Consider the following 16,233-nt stretch of genomic DNA (forward strand, 5'->3'; position numbering starts at 1 on the left):
TATTTTCATAAGAACGGATAAGGAAGAATTAAATATGGAAAAAATAATATTTCAGTCAGACGACGGCACAACTGCTGAGTTTTACGTAGAGGAGCAGACCAACATTGCGGGTGTGACTTATCTTTTGGTGTCCGATTCACAGGATGAGGAAGCAGACGCATATATTTTGAAGGATATTTCTGCTCCGGGAAGCACGGAAGCTTGTTATGAGATGGTCGAGGATGAGGACGAGCTTCAGGCTGTTTACGCAGTTTTTCAGCAGATGCTGGATGACGTGAATTTTGAATGGAGGAGCGATTTTTGAAAAGCGAAAATAACGGTGACAACAGAAATGCGGAGAACAGAACAGTAAGTTCCGCAGGCGGCGCCAGAAAACAGGCACCAAGACAGAAGAACGCTGGATCAAGGACAAGACAGTATCGTGGCGGAAATAAGAACCGCCAGGATAAGCCGTTCCGCCCGACAGCGAAGAAAGCAGCCACAGGCGGTGCTGTAAAGAACAGCAGCAGAAACACACAGAGACCGGTTAAGAACAGCGGCAGACCATCCGGACGGAAAAACAGCCGCAGATCATCCTCGAAACTTAAAATCATACCACTTGGCGGTCTGGAACAGATCGGAATGAATATCACCGCTTTTGAGTATGAAGACAGCATTGTAGTTGTGGATTGCGGACTTTCTTTCCCTGAGGATGATATGCTGGGAATTGATCTTGTTATCCCGGATGTGACTTATCTTAAGGAAAACATTTCCAAAGTGAAGGGCTTTGTGATTACTCACGGACATGAGGACCATATTGGAGCTCTGCCTTATGTACTGAAGGAGATCAATGTTCCAATCTATGCTACCAAGCTGACGCTGGGACTGATCCGCAACAAACTGAAAGAACACAATCTTGTGCGTTCCACCAAGCTGAAAGAAGTAAAGCACGGACAGGTGATTAATCTTGGAGATTTTGCTGTGGAATTTATTAAGACCAACCACAGTATTCAGGATGCCTCAGCACTGGCCATTTACTCTCCGGTGGGAATTGTGGTACACACAGGAGACTTTAAAGTCGATTATACACCGGTATTCGGAGATGCCATCGATCTGCAGCGTTTTGCGGAGATTGGTAAGAAGGGCGTTCTTGCACTGATGTGTGAGAGTACCAATGCGGAGAGACCGGGATTTACCATGTCCGAGCGCACAGTGGGACATGTATTTGACAATCTTTTTAATGAGTACCGTACATCCAGAATCATCATTGCGACCTTTGCGTCCAATGTGGATCGTGTGCAGCAGATTATTAACACTGCATACCGTTTCGGAAGAAAAGTTGCAGTAGAAGGCCGCAGTATGGTCAATGTTATTTCGGTAGCATCCGAACTTGGATATCTGCAGATCCCTGAGAATACTCTGATCGAGATTGATCAGGTGAAGAATTATCCGGATGACAAGGTAGTTCTGATTACAACTGGAAGCCAGGGTGAGTCCATGGCGGCACTTTCCCGTATGGCAGCCAACATCCATAAGAAGATTACCATTAAGCCAAACGATACCATCATCTTCAGCTCCAATCCGATTCCCGGAAATGAAAAAGCAGTTTCCAAGGTTATCAATGAGCTGTCCATGAAGGGGGCCAAAGTTATTTTCCAGGATGTCCATGTTTCCGGACATGCCTGCCAGGAAGAGATCAAGCTGATCTACTCCCTTGTAAAACCGAAATATGCGATCCCGATCCATGGTGAGTACCGTCATCTGACTGCACAGAAACATATTGTGGAAGATCTTGGAATTCCGAAAGAGAATATCTTTATCCTTTCTTCCGGAAATGTACTGGAACTGGACGGACAGGATGCCAAGGTAACAGGAAGTGTTCACACAGGAGCGATCTTCGTAGACGGACTTGGTGTGGGCGATGTTGGAAATATTGTACTCCGTGACCGTCAGCATCTGTCAGAGGACGGAATTATGATTGTTGTTATGACACTGGAGCGCCACAGCAATGTGGTTCTTGCAGGACCGGACATTGTTTCCAGAGGTTTTGTATATGTAAGAGAATCCGAGGATCTTATGGAACATGCCAGACAGGTTGTGGAAACCGCACTGGATTCCTGCCTGGAAAACAATATCACAGACTGGGGCAAAATTAAGACAGAAGTCAAAGATGCACTTGGTGAATATCTGTGGAAACGCACCAAGAGAAGTCCGATGATTCTGCCGATCATTATGGAGGCATAAGAGGATGGACGAAATCAGCATGGACATTGAGAAACTTCTCGATGCTGTGCACAGAAGTGATGAATACCAGGAATATCAGAAACAGGCAGCCCAGCTTGAGAAAGATCCTGAGCTGAAGGCGAGGGTGATGAAATTCCGGGGAGATAATTTCAGACTTCAGAGTCAGGCAGACAAGGATGAGCTGTTCCAGATAGCGGAACAGCTCAACTGTGAATCTGCAAGTCTGAGACAGAACCTGAAAGTAAATGCCTATCTTGATGCCGAGCTTGCGCTGTGCAGACTGATGCAGCGAATCTGCAGAACACTGGTAGCCGGGATAGACATACAGATTCCTGACTTATAGGAGGAAGAAAGACTATGGCAGACACAAGAGACAAGGCAGGCAGAGCCGGGGTTTTTCTGGCTGGAGGGGCATTTAAGATCGCTCTGTATATCTGTATCCTTGTATTTCTGATCTGGGTTGGAAAATCCGCATATCAGTTTGGATATGATGTATTTAATCAGCAGGCCATGAGTCCGGGAGAAGGACAGCAGGTAACTGTAGTCATAAAAGAAGGTGCGTCTGCATATAAGGTAGGTAAGACTCTGGAGCAGAAAGGGCTTATCAAGGATGCAGCTGCTTTTGTAGTGCAGGAGAGAATGTCCGCGTACCACGGTCAGATCAAGGCCGGTACATACCTTCTCAGTACAGCTTATACACCGACCAGGATCATAGCGGTACTGTCCGGAGAAGAGAGTGAGGAAGGATCGAACAGCCAGTGATCGTAGAAGAACGCATGAAGACCTATATCAATTCTCTTGATATGGGGAATACTCCGTTTCTGCAGGAGTTGGAATCAAGGGCACTTGCGGACCGGGTGCCGATCATCCGAAGGGATATGCAGAGTTTTATGAGGATGCTTCTGGCAGTAAAACAGCCGAAGCGAATTCTGGAGGTGGGGACTGCCGTAGGCTTCTCCACACTTCTTATGTGTGAATACGGCCCGAAAGATCTTAAGATCGTTACCATAGAAAATTACGAAAAAAGGATTCCTGTGGCAAAGGATAATTTCAGGCGTGCAGGAAGGGAATCCCAGATCACACTTCTGGAGGGAGATGCCGGTGAGATCCTGAAAACCCTTACCGGAACATTTGACATGATCTTCATGGACGCGGCCAAGGGACAGTATATCCACTGGCTTCCGGATGTGCTGCGTCTGATGAAAGAGGGAAGTGTACTGGTATCAGACAACGTGCTGCAGGAGGGAGACATTATCGAATCTCATTATCTTGTGGAACGGAGAAACCGGACAATTTATAAAAGAATGAGAGAATACCTCTGGCAGCTGACCCACAGCCCGGTGCTTCGTACATCGGTACTGCCACTTGGAGACGGGGCGGCTGTAAGTGTAAAAACAGGAGAACAGGCTTATGAAACGACCAGAACTTTTAGTTCCGGCGAGCAGCCTTGAGGTTTTAAAGGTTGCCGTCATATATGGTGCAGATGCCGTTTATATCGGCGGAGAAGCCTTTGGACTTCGTGCAAAGGCTAAGAATTTTTCAAAAGAGGACATGCGCGAGGGCATTGCTTTTGCCCATGCCCATGGTGTAAAAGTTTATGTGACAGTAAATATCCTGGCCCATAACCGGGATCTTGAAGGCGTAAGAGAATATCTTCAGGAACTGAAGGAAATCGGTCCTGACGCACTGATTATCGCAGATCCGGGAATCTTTATGTATGCAAAGGAAATCTGTCCGGAGATTGAGCGCCACATCAGTACACAGGCGAACAATACCAATTATGAGACATACCGTTTCTGGTATAATCTGGGAGCAAAACGTGTGGTAAGTGCAAGAGAACTTTCTCTGGAGGAAATCCGGGAAATTCGGGCACATATTCCGGATGACATGGAGATTGAGACGTTTATCCATGGAGCTATGTGTATTTCCTACTCCGGAAGATGCCTTCTGAGTAACTTTATGGCAGGCAGGGACGCCAATCAGGGAGCCTGTACGCATCCGTGCAGATGGAAATATTCCGTTGTGGAGGAGAAACGCCCGGGAGAATATATGCCGGTATTTGAAAATGAGAGAGGGACTTTTATTTTCAATTCCAAGGATCTCTGCATGGTAGAACATATGGAAGATATCCTTACCAGCGGTATTGACAGCCTGAAGATCGAAGGCCGCATGAAAACAGCTCTTTATGTGGCAACGGTAGCCAGAACTTACCGTAAGGCCATTGATGACTGTATGGAAAGTCCGGAAAAGTATCATGCCAATATGCCATGGTATCAGGAACAGATCTCAAACTGTACCTACCGTCAGTTTACGACCGGATTTTTCTATGGAAAACCGGATGAGAACACACAGATCTATGACAGTAATACCTATGTAAGAGAATATACTTATCTTGGATTTGCGGAAGAGATCGATGAGAGAGGTCTGGCAAGACTGACACAGAGAAATAAATTCTCTGTGGGGGAAACCATTGAGATCATGAAACCGGATGGAAGAAATATCCCGGTTACAGTGGAAGCCATTTATAACGAAGAAGGAGAATCCATGGAAAGTGCACCACATGCACAACAGAGAATTTATGTGAAACTGAACGAGACACCGGAGGTATTTGATATTCTTCGAAGAGGTGAGTAAAACAGATATTTAAGGGGAGAACGAAAAGAACGTTCTCCCCTTACTGTTTTTCGGGAAAAAGTGTTCGGAGTTTACGGAGCGCATTTTTTTCAATGCGGGATACATAGGAACGGCTGATGGAAAGATTTCTGGCAATTTCACGCTGTGTCAGAGGATCCTGACCGTTCAGACCGTAGCGGCAGCAGATCACTTCATATTCTTTTTGGGTAAGGATCTGAGGGATATGACTGAGAAGATGGGAAATACTGTCTTTCTGGAAACAGTCTTCCACAACATCTACGGGTGGACTTTCAATGATATCAAGAAGGCTGATCTCATTACCTTCCCGGTCTGTTCCGATAGGCTCATAAAGGGAAACTTCCCTGGATCGTTTTTTTCGGGCGCGGAGCATCATGAGAAGTTCGTTGTCAATGCAGCGTGCCGCATAGGTGGACAACTTGGAAGTACGGCAGGGATCAAAAGTAGAGATTGCTTTGATCAGGCCGATGGTGCCGATGGATATCAGATCATCGGGATCTTCGTCGCAACCCTGGTATTTTTTTGCGACATGGGCCACAAGACGGAGATTACGTTCGATGAGAATGTTTTTTGCCTCCGGATCGCCCCTTTGGAACTGCAGAAGATAAAATTTTTCTTCCGCAGCAGACAGCGGTTTCAAAAATGTTTTCAAAGATTCACCTCAAAGGGGATTTCCATACAGTTTATGAAATGGACGTGCTTTTCGTGCTTTTCCAACAGAATATTTACAGGGGTGTCATCCTGTTGCGCCAGTTTCTGATCTGGTGTATAATCATAAGATATGAGTGTTAATAATCAACGTACATTGACGAGGAGTATATATTTTGAAAAAGAGGATAGAACAGCTTCTTAACGGAAAATTTATTTATGAACAGCCGGAACTTCTGTTTTCCCAGGAGGAGATTTCCGTCACTCTGAAAGCAGGAGAAACGACGAAAGACGAACTTTATTTTGGCACAGATGACAATCGCAGAATCAGTGGATTTGTAACATCCTCTGATCGGAGACTGGTGCCTGGATTTGACCGCTTTTCAGGTACGACAGTACGTATGCCTTATGGCGTGGATGCAGAAGGAATGAAACCCGGGGAAAGTTTTGCGGGATGGTTGTGTTTTACTACCAGCATCGGAGAATACAGGCTGCCTTTTAAGGTAACAGTGCAGACAGAAGAAGTGAAGAGTTCAGGCAGAAAAGTGACTTCCATGGAAGAATTTATCCGGATCGCAAAGGAGGATTTCCATGAAGCATACAGGCTTTTTACGGAACGCCATTTTTCCCTGATCCTGAAAGAACAGAGTGAGAAGCTCCGTTCTCTTTATGAAGGAATGTCTCAGCAGCCGGTAACATACCAGCATCTGGAGGAATTTCTGATCACAGCCGGTGCCAAAGATAAGGTGACACTGGATCTGAACAGAGAAGAGGCGAATTTCTATGAGGTCAGTGAATCCATACAGGAGTCTTTTTATATTCACAGAAGCGGCTGGGGCCATCTGCGTGCAGATATTGAAGTGAATGGGGACTTCCTGGAAACAGGGAAACATGTTGTGACGGAAGAAGATTTTATTGGAAGTACCTGTGAAGTGGAATATGTGATCCATAAGGAAAAACTGGGAAAAGGTAACCAGTATGGTGAGATCATTGTACGGACTCCTTATCAGAAACTGGTGTATCATGTGTTGGCGTCCAGGGGAAACGGAAGCTCTGTCAATCTTGACCTTTTGGAGAAACAGTACCGCGTATCCATGCTCAGGGAGTATCTGACTTTTGCATGCGGGAAAACCGGCTTTCAGACATGGGCAGCCGAAGCACATGAAAAACTGGATAAAATGGGAGAGAGCGGACTGAAATATCCGGAATATCAGCTTCTGGAAGCGTATATTTTCCATCTGGAAGGAGAAGACCAGAAAGCAGAAGACATTCTGGTACGTTATCAGAATAAATCTTTTAATCATAATGAACTGGAACAGGCAGGGCTTTATCTGTATCTGTGTACCCTGACAGGACTGTACAGAGATGAGGAACAGGCGCTTCGTAAGATCCAGAATTTTCAGATGCAGAAAGAGGACAGTTACATTCTTCTGAAACTGGTATTTGAGATGGATCAGACTCTTTCCCCATCCAGAAAGATCTTTTTGATGGAAGAGCTTTTTGAAAGAGGATGTACCAGCCCGTTTCTGTATCTGGAAGCATGGAACAGCATCTGCCGGGATATGTCATTGCTTCACCGGATGAATCGTTTCTGGGCGCAGGTATTTCTTTTTGCCGGAAAAGAGAACATGCTTACAGAGGAACTTGTGATGCGGCTTGCTTATCTTTCCGGTTATGAGAAATCATTTAATGAAAGCCTGTACCGGGCTATGGTACTGGGGTGTGAGGCTTTTCCGTCGGATGACACAGTAGAAGCGATCTGTAAATATATCATGAAGGGAAATCCACGAAAAGCAGAATATTTCCGCTGGTTTTCCGCGGCAGTAGACCAGGGAATCCGGATCACACGTCTTTATGAATATTATGTAGAGACACTGGACACTTCTTACAGAAGAGTACTTCCGAAGCCGCTGCTTATGTATTTTACTTATAATAACAATAATCTCGGAGATTCCAAGAGAGCGTATCTTTATGCCTGCATCATCGCCCGGAAAGAGCAGGATCCGCAGACTTACGAAAGCTATCGGGACAGCATGAGAGATTTTGCCATGCGCAAGCTGAGAGAAGGAAGAATGAATGAAAATTATGCTGCTGTCTATCAGGAATTTATGCGCGAACCGGCAAATACGGAGGAAGCACAGGTTATTGCTTCAAGGATGTTTACGTACCGCCTGTATACAGATGATCCCAAGGTACGCAGCGTGATCATTCGTCACAGACAGATGAAACAGGAAGAAATTTATCCCTGTGTGCATGGAATCGCCTATCCGAGGATCTATACAGAAGATGCTGCAGTGATCTTTCAGGACGAAAAACAGAGACGCTATGCGTCAACAGTGGATTATAACATGACACCACTTTTTGACGACAGGGAAATGGTACCGACAGTATTGGAAAAGGGCGCAGATGAAGCAGGTGTGCTGCTTTATTATTGCCAGACACAGGATATTTGCCGCACAAATCTGGGGATTTTTCAGAAGCTGGTCCTTTCATCTGCGTTTACAGGAGAATACAGAGATGCTGTTCGAAAACGGATCCTGGAATATTACAGGGATCATGTACAGGGAGAAGATCTGGATGCCTGCCTGGAAATGATGGACTATCGGGAATATGCTATGGTCGATAAGAAGATACTGCTGGAAATCCTCATCCAGAGAGGCTTGTTCCCACAGGCAATGAGCGTTGTGGAGGCATTTGGCTTTGAAGGAGTAGAGGAATGTGAGCTGCTGAAACTGGCAAGCCGGATGATCATTCGCTGTGACTGTACGGAAGATGAAGAGCTGATCGCACTTTCTTCCCATGTATACAGAAATGGAATTTATGATGAAGTGATCCTTCAGTATCTGATGAAATTCCGGTTTGGTCCTGTGGAAGAACTTCTGGATATCTGGAAAAGTGCCTGCGGTTTTGAGATGGATACGTACAGCCTGGAGGAAAGGATACTTTCGCTTCTGATGTTCACTGCAGATTACCGGGAAGAAGGCGAAAAGATCCTGAAATCTTATATCAGTCATTCCGGAAAGGAACAGGTGATCGGAGCTTACCTGACACAGATGGCTTATGGAATGTTTGTAAAGGGGATGCCGGAGACTCCGTGTCTCAGAGAATATCTCAAAATCTGCAAACGGAAAGAATGGCCAACAGACAGAATCTGTGACCTGGAACTTCTGAAAATACTTTCCGAAGAAAAAGCATCCGATGAGGAAGAACTTGCTCTGGAGGAAGAAATTCTGGCTTCCTGCGTAAAAGATGATATGGTATTTGAGTTTTTCCATGATCTGGATCAGAGGATCCTGCGCCCGTATCAGCTGGATGATAAGACTTTTGTAGAATATCATGCTTCGCCTGAGACTTCTGTTACTTTGTATTATTTGTTGGATACAGGACTTGGAACCATGCCGGAATATAAGAGCGAGCCGCTGCGTAATGTCTATGAGGGAATTTTTACCAAGACGTTTACTCTGTTTTACGGTGAGACTCTGCACTATTATTTTCAGACAGAAGATGAAAACGGTGTGCACAGGACTGAAGAGAAAATGCTGACCATGAATCTGACGGATGACAGAGCTTCCAGTAAATATCAGCTGATCAATCAGATCCTCTGTGCAAGAAAACTGGAGAAAGATCCGGAAGTGAAGGAGAAACTTTCACAGTATCTCCGGCAGGAACAGTACGTCAATGAAATGTTTGTCATAGAGAAGGAACCGGAAAGATGAATGAAATTCGAGATTTGCTGATAGGAATCGATATTGGAAAAGAATATACACAGATCTGCTATTATGACAGAAAAGCAGAAGAGGCCCGTTCTCTTTCCATGAAAGTGGGAACCAGCCAGTATGAGGCTCCGGGCTGTATCTGTTACCGTACAGAGCAGAACGATTACTGTGTGGGCCTGGAAGCACAGTATTTTTCCAGAGAAAAAGGCGGGATCATGCTCGGAAATATTTATGATATCTGCCAGAAGGAAGAAAGCATACAGGTGGCGGGAGAGGATAAGGAGCCGGCAGAGCTCCTTGCTCATTTCCTGAAAGGAATGCTGAAATTTCTTGGAATTCAGGACATTGTAAAAAACACAAAGTGCATGTGTATCACTTCTCCTGAGCTTGATGCCATACAGGTGCGTAATTATCAGAAGGCCTGTGGAATTGCCGGTTTTCCGGCAGAGAAATACATGCTTATGGATTACGGGGAAAGTTTTTATTACTATGCATTGGGCCAGAAAAGAGAAACCTGGAACCGAAGTGTGGCCTGGTATGCGTTTGATGGAGATAAAATTGCGTTTCGTAAGCTGACGATCAATGCTGCATCCAGACCTATACTTGTCAATCTCGAAGAACCGGTGAGTACAACGCTTGAAACGGAGGATGAGATCCGTGATGTGGAGTTTTGCCGTTTTATAACAAAAACTCTTGGAAAAGAACTTTTTTCCAGTGTGCAGATCACAGGAGAAGGGTTCGACCAGCAGTGGGCACAGCAGTCAGTAAAGCTTTTGTGTCATCAGGGACGCAAAGTATTTTACGGAAACAATCTCTTTGCAAAAGGAGCCTGCATCGCCGGTAAGGACAGACTTGAAGACAAAAAATTAAAAGGGTACAGATATTTAAGCGATTCCCTGGTTACTGCGGATGTGGGAATGGATATGCGGGTGATGGGTTCTCCTGCGTATTATCCGCTGATCGAAGGCGGCAGCAACTGGTATGAATGCAATGCAGAGTGTGAACTGATCCTGGATGATACGGAAGAATTGGTCTTTGTAGTAAATCTTCCGGATGAAACGGAGAGAAAGCGGGTGGCAATGGCGCTTAAAGGTTTGCCAAAACGACCAAACCGGACGACCAGACTTGCACTTACGTTGAAATACGTATCATCGAAAGACTGTGAGATCACAGTAAAGGATCTTGGATTTGGGGAAATGTATCCATCCAGCGGGAAGACATGGAAAGAACTGGTACGCTGGGATGAGACAGAAGAAAGGAAACAGGTATGAGCGGATATATTTTATGCCAGGTAAAGAAAGCAGAGAAACCATTTTACATTGAAAATATCAGCACGAATATTTATTCCATAGAAGAACTCTGCTATTATCTTTATAATAATCTTTACCTTGTGGATCGTTCTCTTATCAGTAATAAGCTGTGTACCTGGCTGGATGAGGAACTGAAACTTCCAAAACTTGCGGCGAAGCTTCGACCTTTCATTGGAAAAGAGGCAGGTCTGGAGGAAATTCTGTATCCGATATTTAAAGAGATCAATTATCTGGCTTATGAAGAACTTCGTATCCTGAATGGAAGGATTGAAAGAAGAAATAAGGAATCCGAGGAGATACGGGAAAAGAGAAAAGGGGATGCCCTCATGGAAAACCGGATGTACGTGAACGCAATCCGTGTTTATCAGAAGCTTCTGGAAAAAGATTCCAGAGAAATCTCCAGAGAAATGAGAGAGCGGATTCTGCATAATCAGGGATGTGCTTACAGTTATCTGTTTCAGATGGATAAGGCACTGGACTGTTTCTTTGCTGCATGGAAGGTAAACCAGTCAGAAAAGGCACTGAAGATTTATCTTCTGGCTTACCGAAGTGTGCATACACCGGAAGAATTTGAAAAGATACAGGAAGATCTGAAGGCAGAGGATTCCGTAAAAAAAGAAACTGCCAGAGCTCTGGAACAGTTTATCAGCCTCCCGGAGCAGAAGATTGCACCCGGAGAGACTGACAGGATATTGGAGGATCTTACAAGAGAATATCACAGAAGTACAGGCTCTTAAAGCTGTTCAAGAAGTCCCAGCAGGATCTGCCGGGCTTCTTTTTTTGTGTAGACAGCTTCTTCTTCGGAAAGAGAAGAGAGATAGTCGTCCAGAGCCTGTCCGATACTGGTTTCTTTCAGATAAACGCACATAAAAGTATCTTCTTTGGAAAGAAAACAGAGAAAAACAGAATAATCGGACAGAACTTCAAGATGGATTCCCGTTTCAGGGAGGACAGAATGCTTAAGGATCTTGCATTTTTCACCGCCCATATCTGTGTCAAGAATGTGCTGGATCGATTTTCTACGTTCTTCTTTTGGAAGTGGTGTCTGATGATAGGAATATGGACCGTCCAGAAGACCGGTCTGTGCAAACTTCCGGATTCCATTCAGGGTGAAATAGTTACAGGAAGTGTCGTTTTCTGTAAAGGCAAACTGCGGCTGTTTTAAAATAGAAACCAGTTGTGTATAAACAGAGTTGGAATGATCAATATCTCTGTTTTCAAAGAGGGCCTGTACAAAGTCGGGTCCATAGGACATCAACGCAAGACATGGATGAGACTCCAGCGCAAAGTTTGTTGTAATATTGGTGTTCATAATGGAACCGAAAATCTCCAGGATCTGTGAAGGAGAATCCGACTGCTGGAAAAAACGGCTGGAGTTTTCCAGGATTTTCTGAAATTCCTGCTGATAGGAATGTATAACTTCCGGATTTTCTGTAGATATGAAAGTTGACATATCAGAAGAAATAAGCAGGAGTTTCTTTTCTGTAATAAAGAAAAACGGAAACAATTCATAACAGGAAAGTTCTCTTCCGGCCTGGGTGTAATAATAGTAGGGCTGATAATTGAGAAAGCCGCACAGGATCGGAAGAATGGTACACAAAAAAGTTTCCAGGTTCATATTATAGTCCGGTGATGCGGTAGGATTCTGGTGAAGCGGAAGAATCTGGATAACAGGAGGAAGCTTTTGATATTCCGGATAGAGATGTGCAGAAACTTGTACAATAAGCCGACAGTTTGCAGGAATGTTGGTGCAGATCTTTTCGTCGGAACCGGAGAGCAGGATATCTTCAAAAAGGTTTAAAACTTTTTTTTCCACATCAAGTGAAAAGTCTCCACTGTAAAACGGAAGAGAAGTAAGACTGTGAAAACCAGAGGAGAAAAGCATCTGCTGGGTGCTGATCACACGGAGAAGTTCCTGGATGTATTTCCGATTATAGTAAATTTCTTTTCCAATTTTTTCGATTTTATATAATTCAATCAGTTCCTGACGCTGGGATGGATTAATCCGGATCGAATCGCAGAACTGACGGACAAAATCCATTCCAGGCAGACGTTTGCCTGTGATCATACGCTGCAGAGAGGTACGGTCAAGGCCTGAGGATGCAGATAACTGGTATACCGTTTCTCCTGTATTTTTTAGATATTCACGGCATTTGCTGCTGAAGTCAGACATAATAATTCTCCTTTTTTCATACTTGTGGCATTATTATACAAAAACAGATCAGGAATTGCAATTATTTGTAAAAAATCCGAGCACAATTGGTGGCACATATTGCGAGACAGTTTTTTTGAAAATAGAATAGATCATATCAAGAAAGAACAGGGCGGAGGGAACCAGAACCATGGCAGTGATAACTATTGCGGTATGTGATGAAATACGAAAAGATGCTCAGAAGCTTTACAGACAGCTTTCAACGCTGCTTCTGGATGCAGAGATCCTGATATACCGTAGCAGGCAGAGCCTTCTTGACGGACTGACGGAAGGGCATAAGATCTGTAATGTGGTATTTATGGGGCTGGATGGTGAAAATGGAAAGAGCCTGGAGACAGTCCGTGCGATACGGCTTCGGGGAAATTATATTCCGGTCATCATGGTAGCGGAAAATGAGAAATTTTATAAAGAAGCTTTTGAGGTATTTGCTTTTAATTATCTGACGAAACCTGTAGAAAGCGGAGAACTGGAGCATGTGCTGTTACCTATCCTGACCACCTGTGAAAGAGAAGGCGGAAAGGCGCTGCATTTTCATTACAGAACTCAGGTTTATACACTCCAGCATAACAGTCTGGCGTACATATCCAGCAGCCTCCATAATGTAACCTTCCACCTTACCGACGGAAAGAAACTCAGCTGCAGAGCGCGTCTGGGAGATTTTGCGGGACAGCTTTCCGACAGTAATTTTATGAGATGCCATCAGAGCTTTTGCATCAATCTGGAGAAAGTGAACACACTCAAAAAGAACAGTTTTGTAATTGGACAGACTGAGATCCCTATTTCCAGGGCCTATTTAAAAACCGCAAGAAAGAAATACAAAGATTATCTGGCAGAGCAGAAGGTTTGCTCTTGACAGCTCCTTTTTGGTATGTTACTATAACCATACGCTTTCACGTAGTAGAGTGACCACGTGATAAAGGAATAACGAAAAAAAGGAGAACGATCATGAAGAAGAGAACAGTTGCAGTAGTAATGGCGGCAGCGATGACAATAGGAATGATGGTAACAGGAGTAAGTGTACAGGCTGGTGTTGAGGATAAGACACTGATCGTCGGATTTGACGCAGAGTACCCTCCATTCGGATATAAGGATGATAATGGAGAATATGTGGGATTTGATCTTGACCTGGCTCAGGAAGTATGTGATAATCTTGGCTGGGAGCTTGTCAAGAAGCCGATCAACTGGGATTCCAAGGATATGGAGCTGAATTCCGGAACCATCGACTGTATCTGGAACGGATTTACCATTAACGGCCGTGAGGATGATTATACATGGAGCGATCCTTATATCAACAATGAGCAGGTGATCGTAGTTGCCAAGGATTCCGGAATTGAGAAGCTTGCAGACCTTAAGGGTAAGAACGTAGTTGTACAGGCTGCATCCGCTGCACTGGACGCACTGAATAACGACGATAACAAGGATCTGAAGGACAGCTTTGCATCTCTTACAGAGAACCCGGATTACAACACCGCGTTTATGAATATTGATTCCGGTGCTGCAGATGCGGTTGCTGTTGATATTGGTGTTGCCAATTATCAGCTTTCCCAGAGAGGCAAGGATAAATATGTGATCCTTGACGAGCCGATCCAGAATGAGCAGTATGGCATCGGATTTAAGAAGGGTAACGATGAACTGAAAGATCTGGTATGGGATGAAGTCAAGAAACTTGACGAGTCCGGTGAAGTTGACAAGCTTGCAGATAAATATGAGCTGGATAAGAGTATGCTCTGCATCAGCGAGGATAAGGAGGACTCAGATTCCGATTCCACAGAAGCTGACACAGAAGAAAGTGCAGATAGCACAGAGAAAGAAGCGGATTCTGAATCTAAGTGATCCAGTCTCAGATTACAGCAAAAACTGTGAAGATATTTTTCAGAAACTATCAAACAGCAGGAGAAATAAGAAACATAGCAGAAGTTTTTGAAGCTTTTGCATAAAAAGGAAATGAGGGTGCTTCGGCGTTGGAAGAGCTGCCGGGCACGCTCATTTCCTGTTGTTTACAGGAATTACAGGTATCAGTCCGATAAATGGGACAGATACTCCGAACCAGGAGGAAAAAAATGAGTTTTAGTGTAATGCTTCAGCAGCTGGCAGGAGGAATGCTGGTCTCCATTGAGATCTTTTTTGTAACTTTGCTGTTTTCTCTGCCGCTGGGACTTCTGATCTGTTTTGGCAGAATGTCCAAAAACAAAGTGATCCGTGCCATTGTATCCGCTTACATATCCATCATGAGAGGAACTCCTCTGATGCTGCAGCTGATGGTTGTATATTTCGGTCCATATTTTATCTTTGGAATCCGTATTTCCATGGGATACAGCCTGATCGCTGTATTTATCGCATTTGCCATCAACTATGCGGCCTATTTTGCAGAAATCTACCGTGGCGGCATTGAGTCCATGCCGGTTGGACAGTATGAGGCTGCAAAGATCCTCGGATACAATAAAGTGCAGACGTTTTTCCGCATCATCCTTCCACAGGTGATCAAGAGGATCCTGCCATCCATTACCAATGAAGTTATTACACTGGTCAAGGATACTTCCCTTGCCTTTGTTGTGGCAGTAGCGGAGATGTTTACCATTGCCAAGCAGATCGCAAGTGCACAGACGACCATGATGCCCTTTGTGATCGCTGCCGTATTTTATTATGTATTCAATCTGATCGTGGCAGTTGTGATGCAGAAGGTTGAAAAGAGCATGAATTACTACCGTTAACCGGAATGGAGAGTATATAATATGAAATTATTTGAAATGAAACATATCAAAAAAAGCTTTGACGGACTGGAAGTCCTCAAAGATATCTCTCTTGATGTGGAAGAGGGAGAAGTGTTAAGTATCATCGGTCCTTCCGGTTCCGGCAAGTCCACCATCCTGCGCTGTGCCACAGGTCTTGAGACACCGGACAGCGGCGAGATCATCAAAACCGGAGATGTGGGACTGGTGTTCCAGCAGTTTAATCTGTTCCCGCATTTTTCCGTAATGAAAAATATCGTAGACGCACCCTTAAAAGTGCAGAAAAGAAAAAAAGACGAAGTCTATGCCCAGGCAAGAAGTCTTCTTAAAAAAATGGGTCTTGCAGATAAGGAAAATGCGTATCCTTTCCAGCTTTCAGGAGGACAGCAGCAACGAGTATCCATTGCCCGTGCCCTCTGCATGAATCCGAAGATCCTGTTTTTTGATGAACCGACATCTGCACTGGATCCGGAGCTCACCGGGGAGATCCTGAAGGTTATCAAGGATCTGGCACAGGAGCATATCACCATGGTGATCGTCACCCATGAGATGAATTTTGCAAGAGATATTTCCGACCGCATCATCTTTATGGACAAGGGTGTGATCGCGGTGGAGGGAACCCCACAGGAGGTATTTTCTTCCGATAATGGCAGAATGAAGGAATTTCTGGGAAAATTCCATCAGGGTATGGAGTAACAAACGGTTGCTTTTGAAGAGGCAATGTTATATAATTTCAAGAGGCG

Annotated in this window: 15 protein-coding genes; 13 read left to right on the top strand and 2 right to left on the bottom strand. The window is 44.5% G+C overall.

What is annotated here, in order from left to right; all coding sequences use genetic code 11:
* The first annotated feature begins 34 nt into the window (after nucleotides 1-34).
* Genes GPK81_RS00435 through GPK81_RS00460 form a run of 6 tightly spaced genes read left to right on the top strand, consistent with a single transcriptional unit; the run spans nucleotide 35 to nucleotide 4,857 of the window.
* Nucleotides 35-304 (top strand): DUF1292 domain-containing protein, encoded by a 270-nt coding sequence (locus tag GPK81_RS00435; protein WP_118062786.1) that lies wholly within the window; start codon nucleotides 35-37, stop codon nucleotides 302-304.
* Nucleotides 286-2,223, top strand: coding sequence for a ribonuclease J (locus GPK81_RS00440; RefSeq protein WP_420314377.1), 1,938 nt, complete (start codon nucleotides 286-288; stop codon nucleotides 2,221-2,223). Before GPK81_RS00435 ends, GPK81_RS00440 begins: the two co-directional genes overlap by 19 nt.
* A gap of 4 nt (nucleotides 2,224-2,227) precedes the next feature.
* Nucleotides 2,228-2,566 (top strand): YlbF family regulator, encoded by a 339-nt coding sequence (locus GPK81_RS00445; RefSeq protein WP_148447335.1) that lies wholly within the window; start codon nucleotides 2,228-2,230, stop codon nucleotides 2,564-2,566.
* 14 nt (nucleotides 2,567-2,580) lie between these two features.
* Nucleotides 2,581-2,985: an endolytic transglycosylase MltG gene (locus GPK81_RS00450; RefSeq protein WP_021977649.1), complete on the top strand. Its 405-nt coding sequence runs from the start codon at nucleotides 2,581-2,583 to the stop codon at nucleotides 2,983-2,985.
* Entirely contained in the window at nucleotides 2,982-3,674 is a 693-nt protein-coding gene (locus tag GPK81_RS00455) for an O-methyltransferase (protein WP_021977648.1), read from the top strand. Before GPK81_RS00450 ends, GPK81_RS00455 begins: the two co-directional genes overlap by 4 nt.
* Nucleotides 3,634-4,857, top strand: a complete 1,224-nt coding sequence (locus GPK81_RS00460; RefSeq protein WP_021977647.1) for a peptidase U32 family protein — start codon at nucleotides 3,634-3,636, stop codon at nucleotides 4,855-4,857. The genes GPK81_RS00455 and GPK81_RS00460 overlap by 41 nt, the downstream gene beginning before the upstream one ends.
* 40 nt (nucleotides 4,858-4,897) lie before the next feature.
* On the opposite strand, the gene sigK is transcribed toward GPK81_RS00460, so the two are convergent.
* Nucleotides 4,898-5,527 (bottom strand): RNA polymerase sporulation sigma factor SigK, encoded by a 630-nt coding sequence (gene sigK / locus GPK81_RS00465; protein ID WP_021977646.1) that lies wholly within the window; start codon nucleotides 5,525-5,527, stop codon nucleotides 4,898-4,900.
* A gap of 172 nt (nucleotides 5,528-5,699) precedes the next feature.
* Between sigK and GPK81_RS17800 the strand changes: the two genes are divergently transcribed.
* From GPK81_RS17800 to GPK81_RS00480, 3 genes are read left to right on the top strand one after another with little or no spacing between them, the layout of a single operon-like run.
* Nucleotides 5,700-9,239, top strand: a complete 3,540-nt coding sequence (locus tag GPK81_RS17800) for a DUF5717 family protein (RefSeq protein WP_252196565.1) — start codon at nucleotides 5,700-5,702, stop codon at nucleotides 9,237-9,239.
* Nucleotides 9,236-10,510, top strand: coding sequence for a DUF5716 family protein (locus GPK81_RS00475; RefSeq protein WP_021977643.1), 1,275 nt, complete (start codon nucleotides 9,236-9,238; stop codon nucleotides 10,508-10,510). The genes GPK81_RS17800 and GPK81_RS00475 overlap by 4 nt, the downstream gene beginning before the upstream one ends.
* Entirely contained in the window at nucleotides 10,507-11,286 is a 780-nt protein-coding gene (locus GPK81_RS00480; RefSeq protein WP_118170419.1) for a hypothetical protein, read from the top strand. Before GPK81_RS00475 ends, GPK81_RS00480 begins: the two co-directional genes overlap by 4 nt.
* On the opposite strand, the gene GPK81_RS00485 is transcribed toward GPK81_RS00480, so the two are convergent.
* On the bottom strand, nucleotides 11,283-12,722 hold the full coding sequence (locus GPK81_RS00485; protein WP_021977641.1) for a helix-turn-helix transcriptional regulator: 1,440 nt from the start codon (nucleotides 12,720-12,722) through the stop codon (nucleotides 11,283-11,285). The two genes, GPK81_RS00480 and GPK81_RS00485, sit on opposite strands and share 4 nt — an antisense overlap.
* Nucleotides 12,723-12,891: 169 nt before the next feature.
* Here GPK81_RS00485 and GPK81_RS00490 point away from each other — a divergent pair, with 169 nt between their 5' ends.
* The 4 genes from GPK81_RS00490 to GPK81_RS00505 all read left to right on the top strand — a co-directional run bounded on the left by GPK81_RS00490 (nucleotide 12,892) and on the right by GPK81_RS00505 (nucleotide 16,186).
* On the top strand, nucleotides 12,892-13,614 hold the full coding sequence (locus tag GPK81_RS00490; protein ID WP_215706347.1) for a LytR/AlgR family response regulator transcription factor: 723 nt from the start codon (nucleotides 12,892-12,894) through the stop codon (nucleotides 13,612-13,614).
* Between the two features lie 92 nt (nucleotides 13,615-13,706).
* The gene (locus GPK81_RS00495; RefSeq protein WP_021977639.1) at nucleotides 13,707-14,594 is read left to right on the top strand and encodes an amino acid ABC transporter substrate-binding protein; all 888 of its coding nucleotides are present in this window, start codon (nucleotides 13,707-13,709) and stop codon (nucleotides 14,592-14,594) included.
* A gap of 227 nt (nucleotides 14,595-14,821) precedes the next feature.
* Entirely contained in the window at nucleotides 14,822-15,472 is a 651-nt protein-coding gene (locus GPK81_RS00500; RefSeq protein WP_021977638.1) for an amino acid ABC transporter permease, read from the top strand.
* Nucleotides 15,473-15,493: 21 nt separating this feature from the next.
* Nucleotides 15,494-16,186, top strand: a complete 693-nt coding sequence (locus tag GPK81_RS00505; RefSeq protein WP_021977637.1) for an amino acid ABC transporter ATP-binding protein — start codon at nucleotides 15,494-15,496, stop codon at nucleotides 16,184-16,186.
* The last annotated feature ends 47 nt before the right edge of the window (nucleotides 16,187-16,233 follow it).

It is taken from the genome of Blautia sp. MCC283, assembly GCF_018785565.1.
Taxonomy (GTDB): Bacteria; Bacillota; Clostridia; order Lachnospirales; family Lachnospiraceae; genus Blautia_A.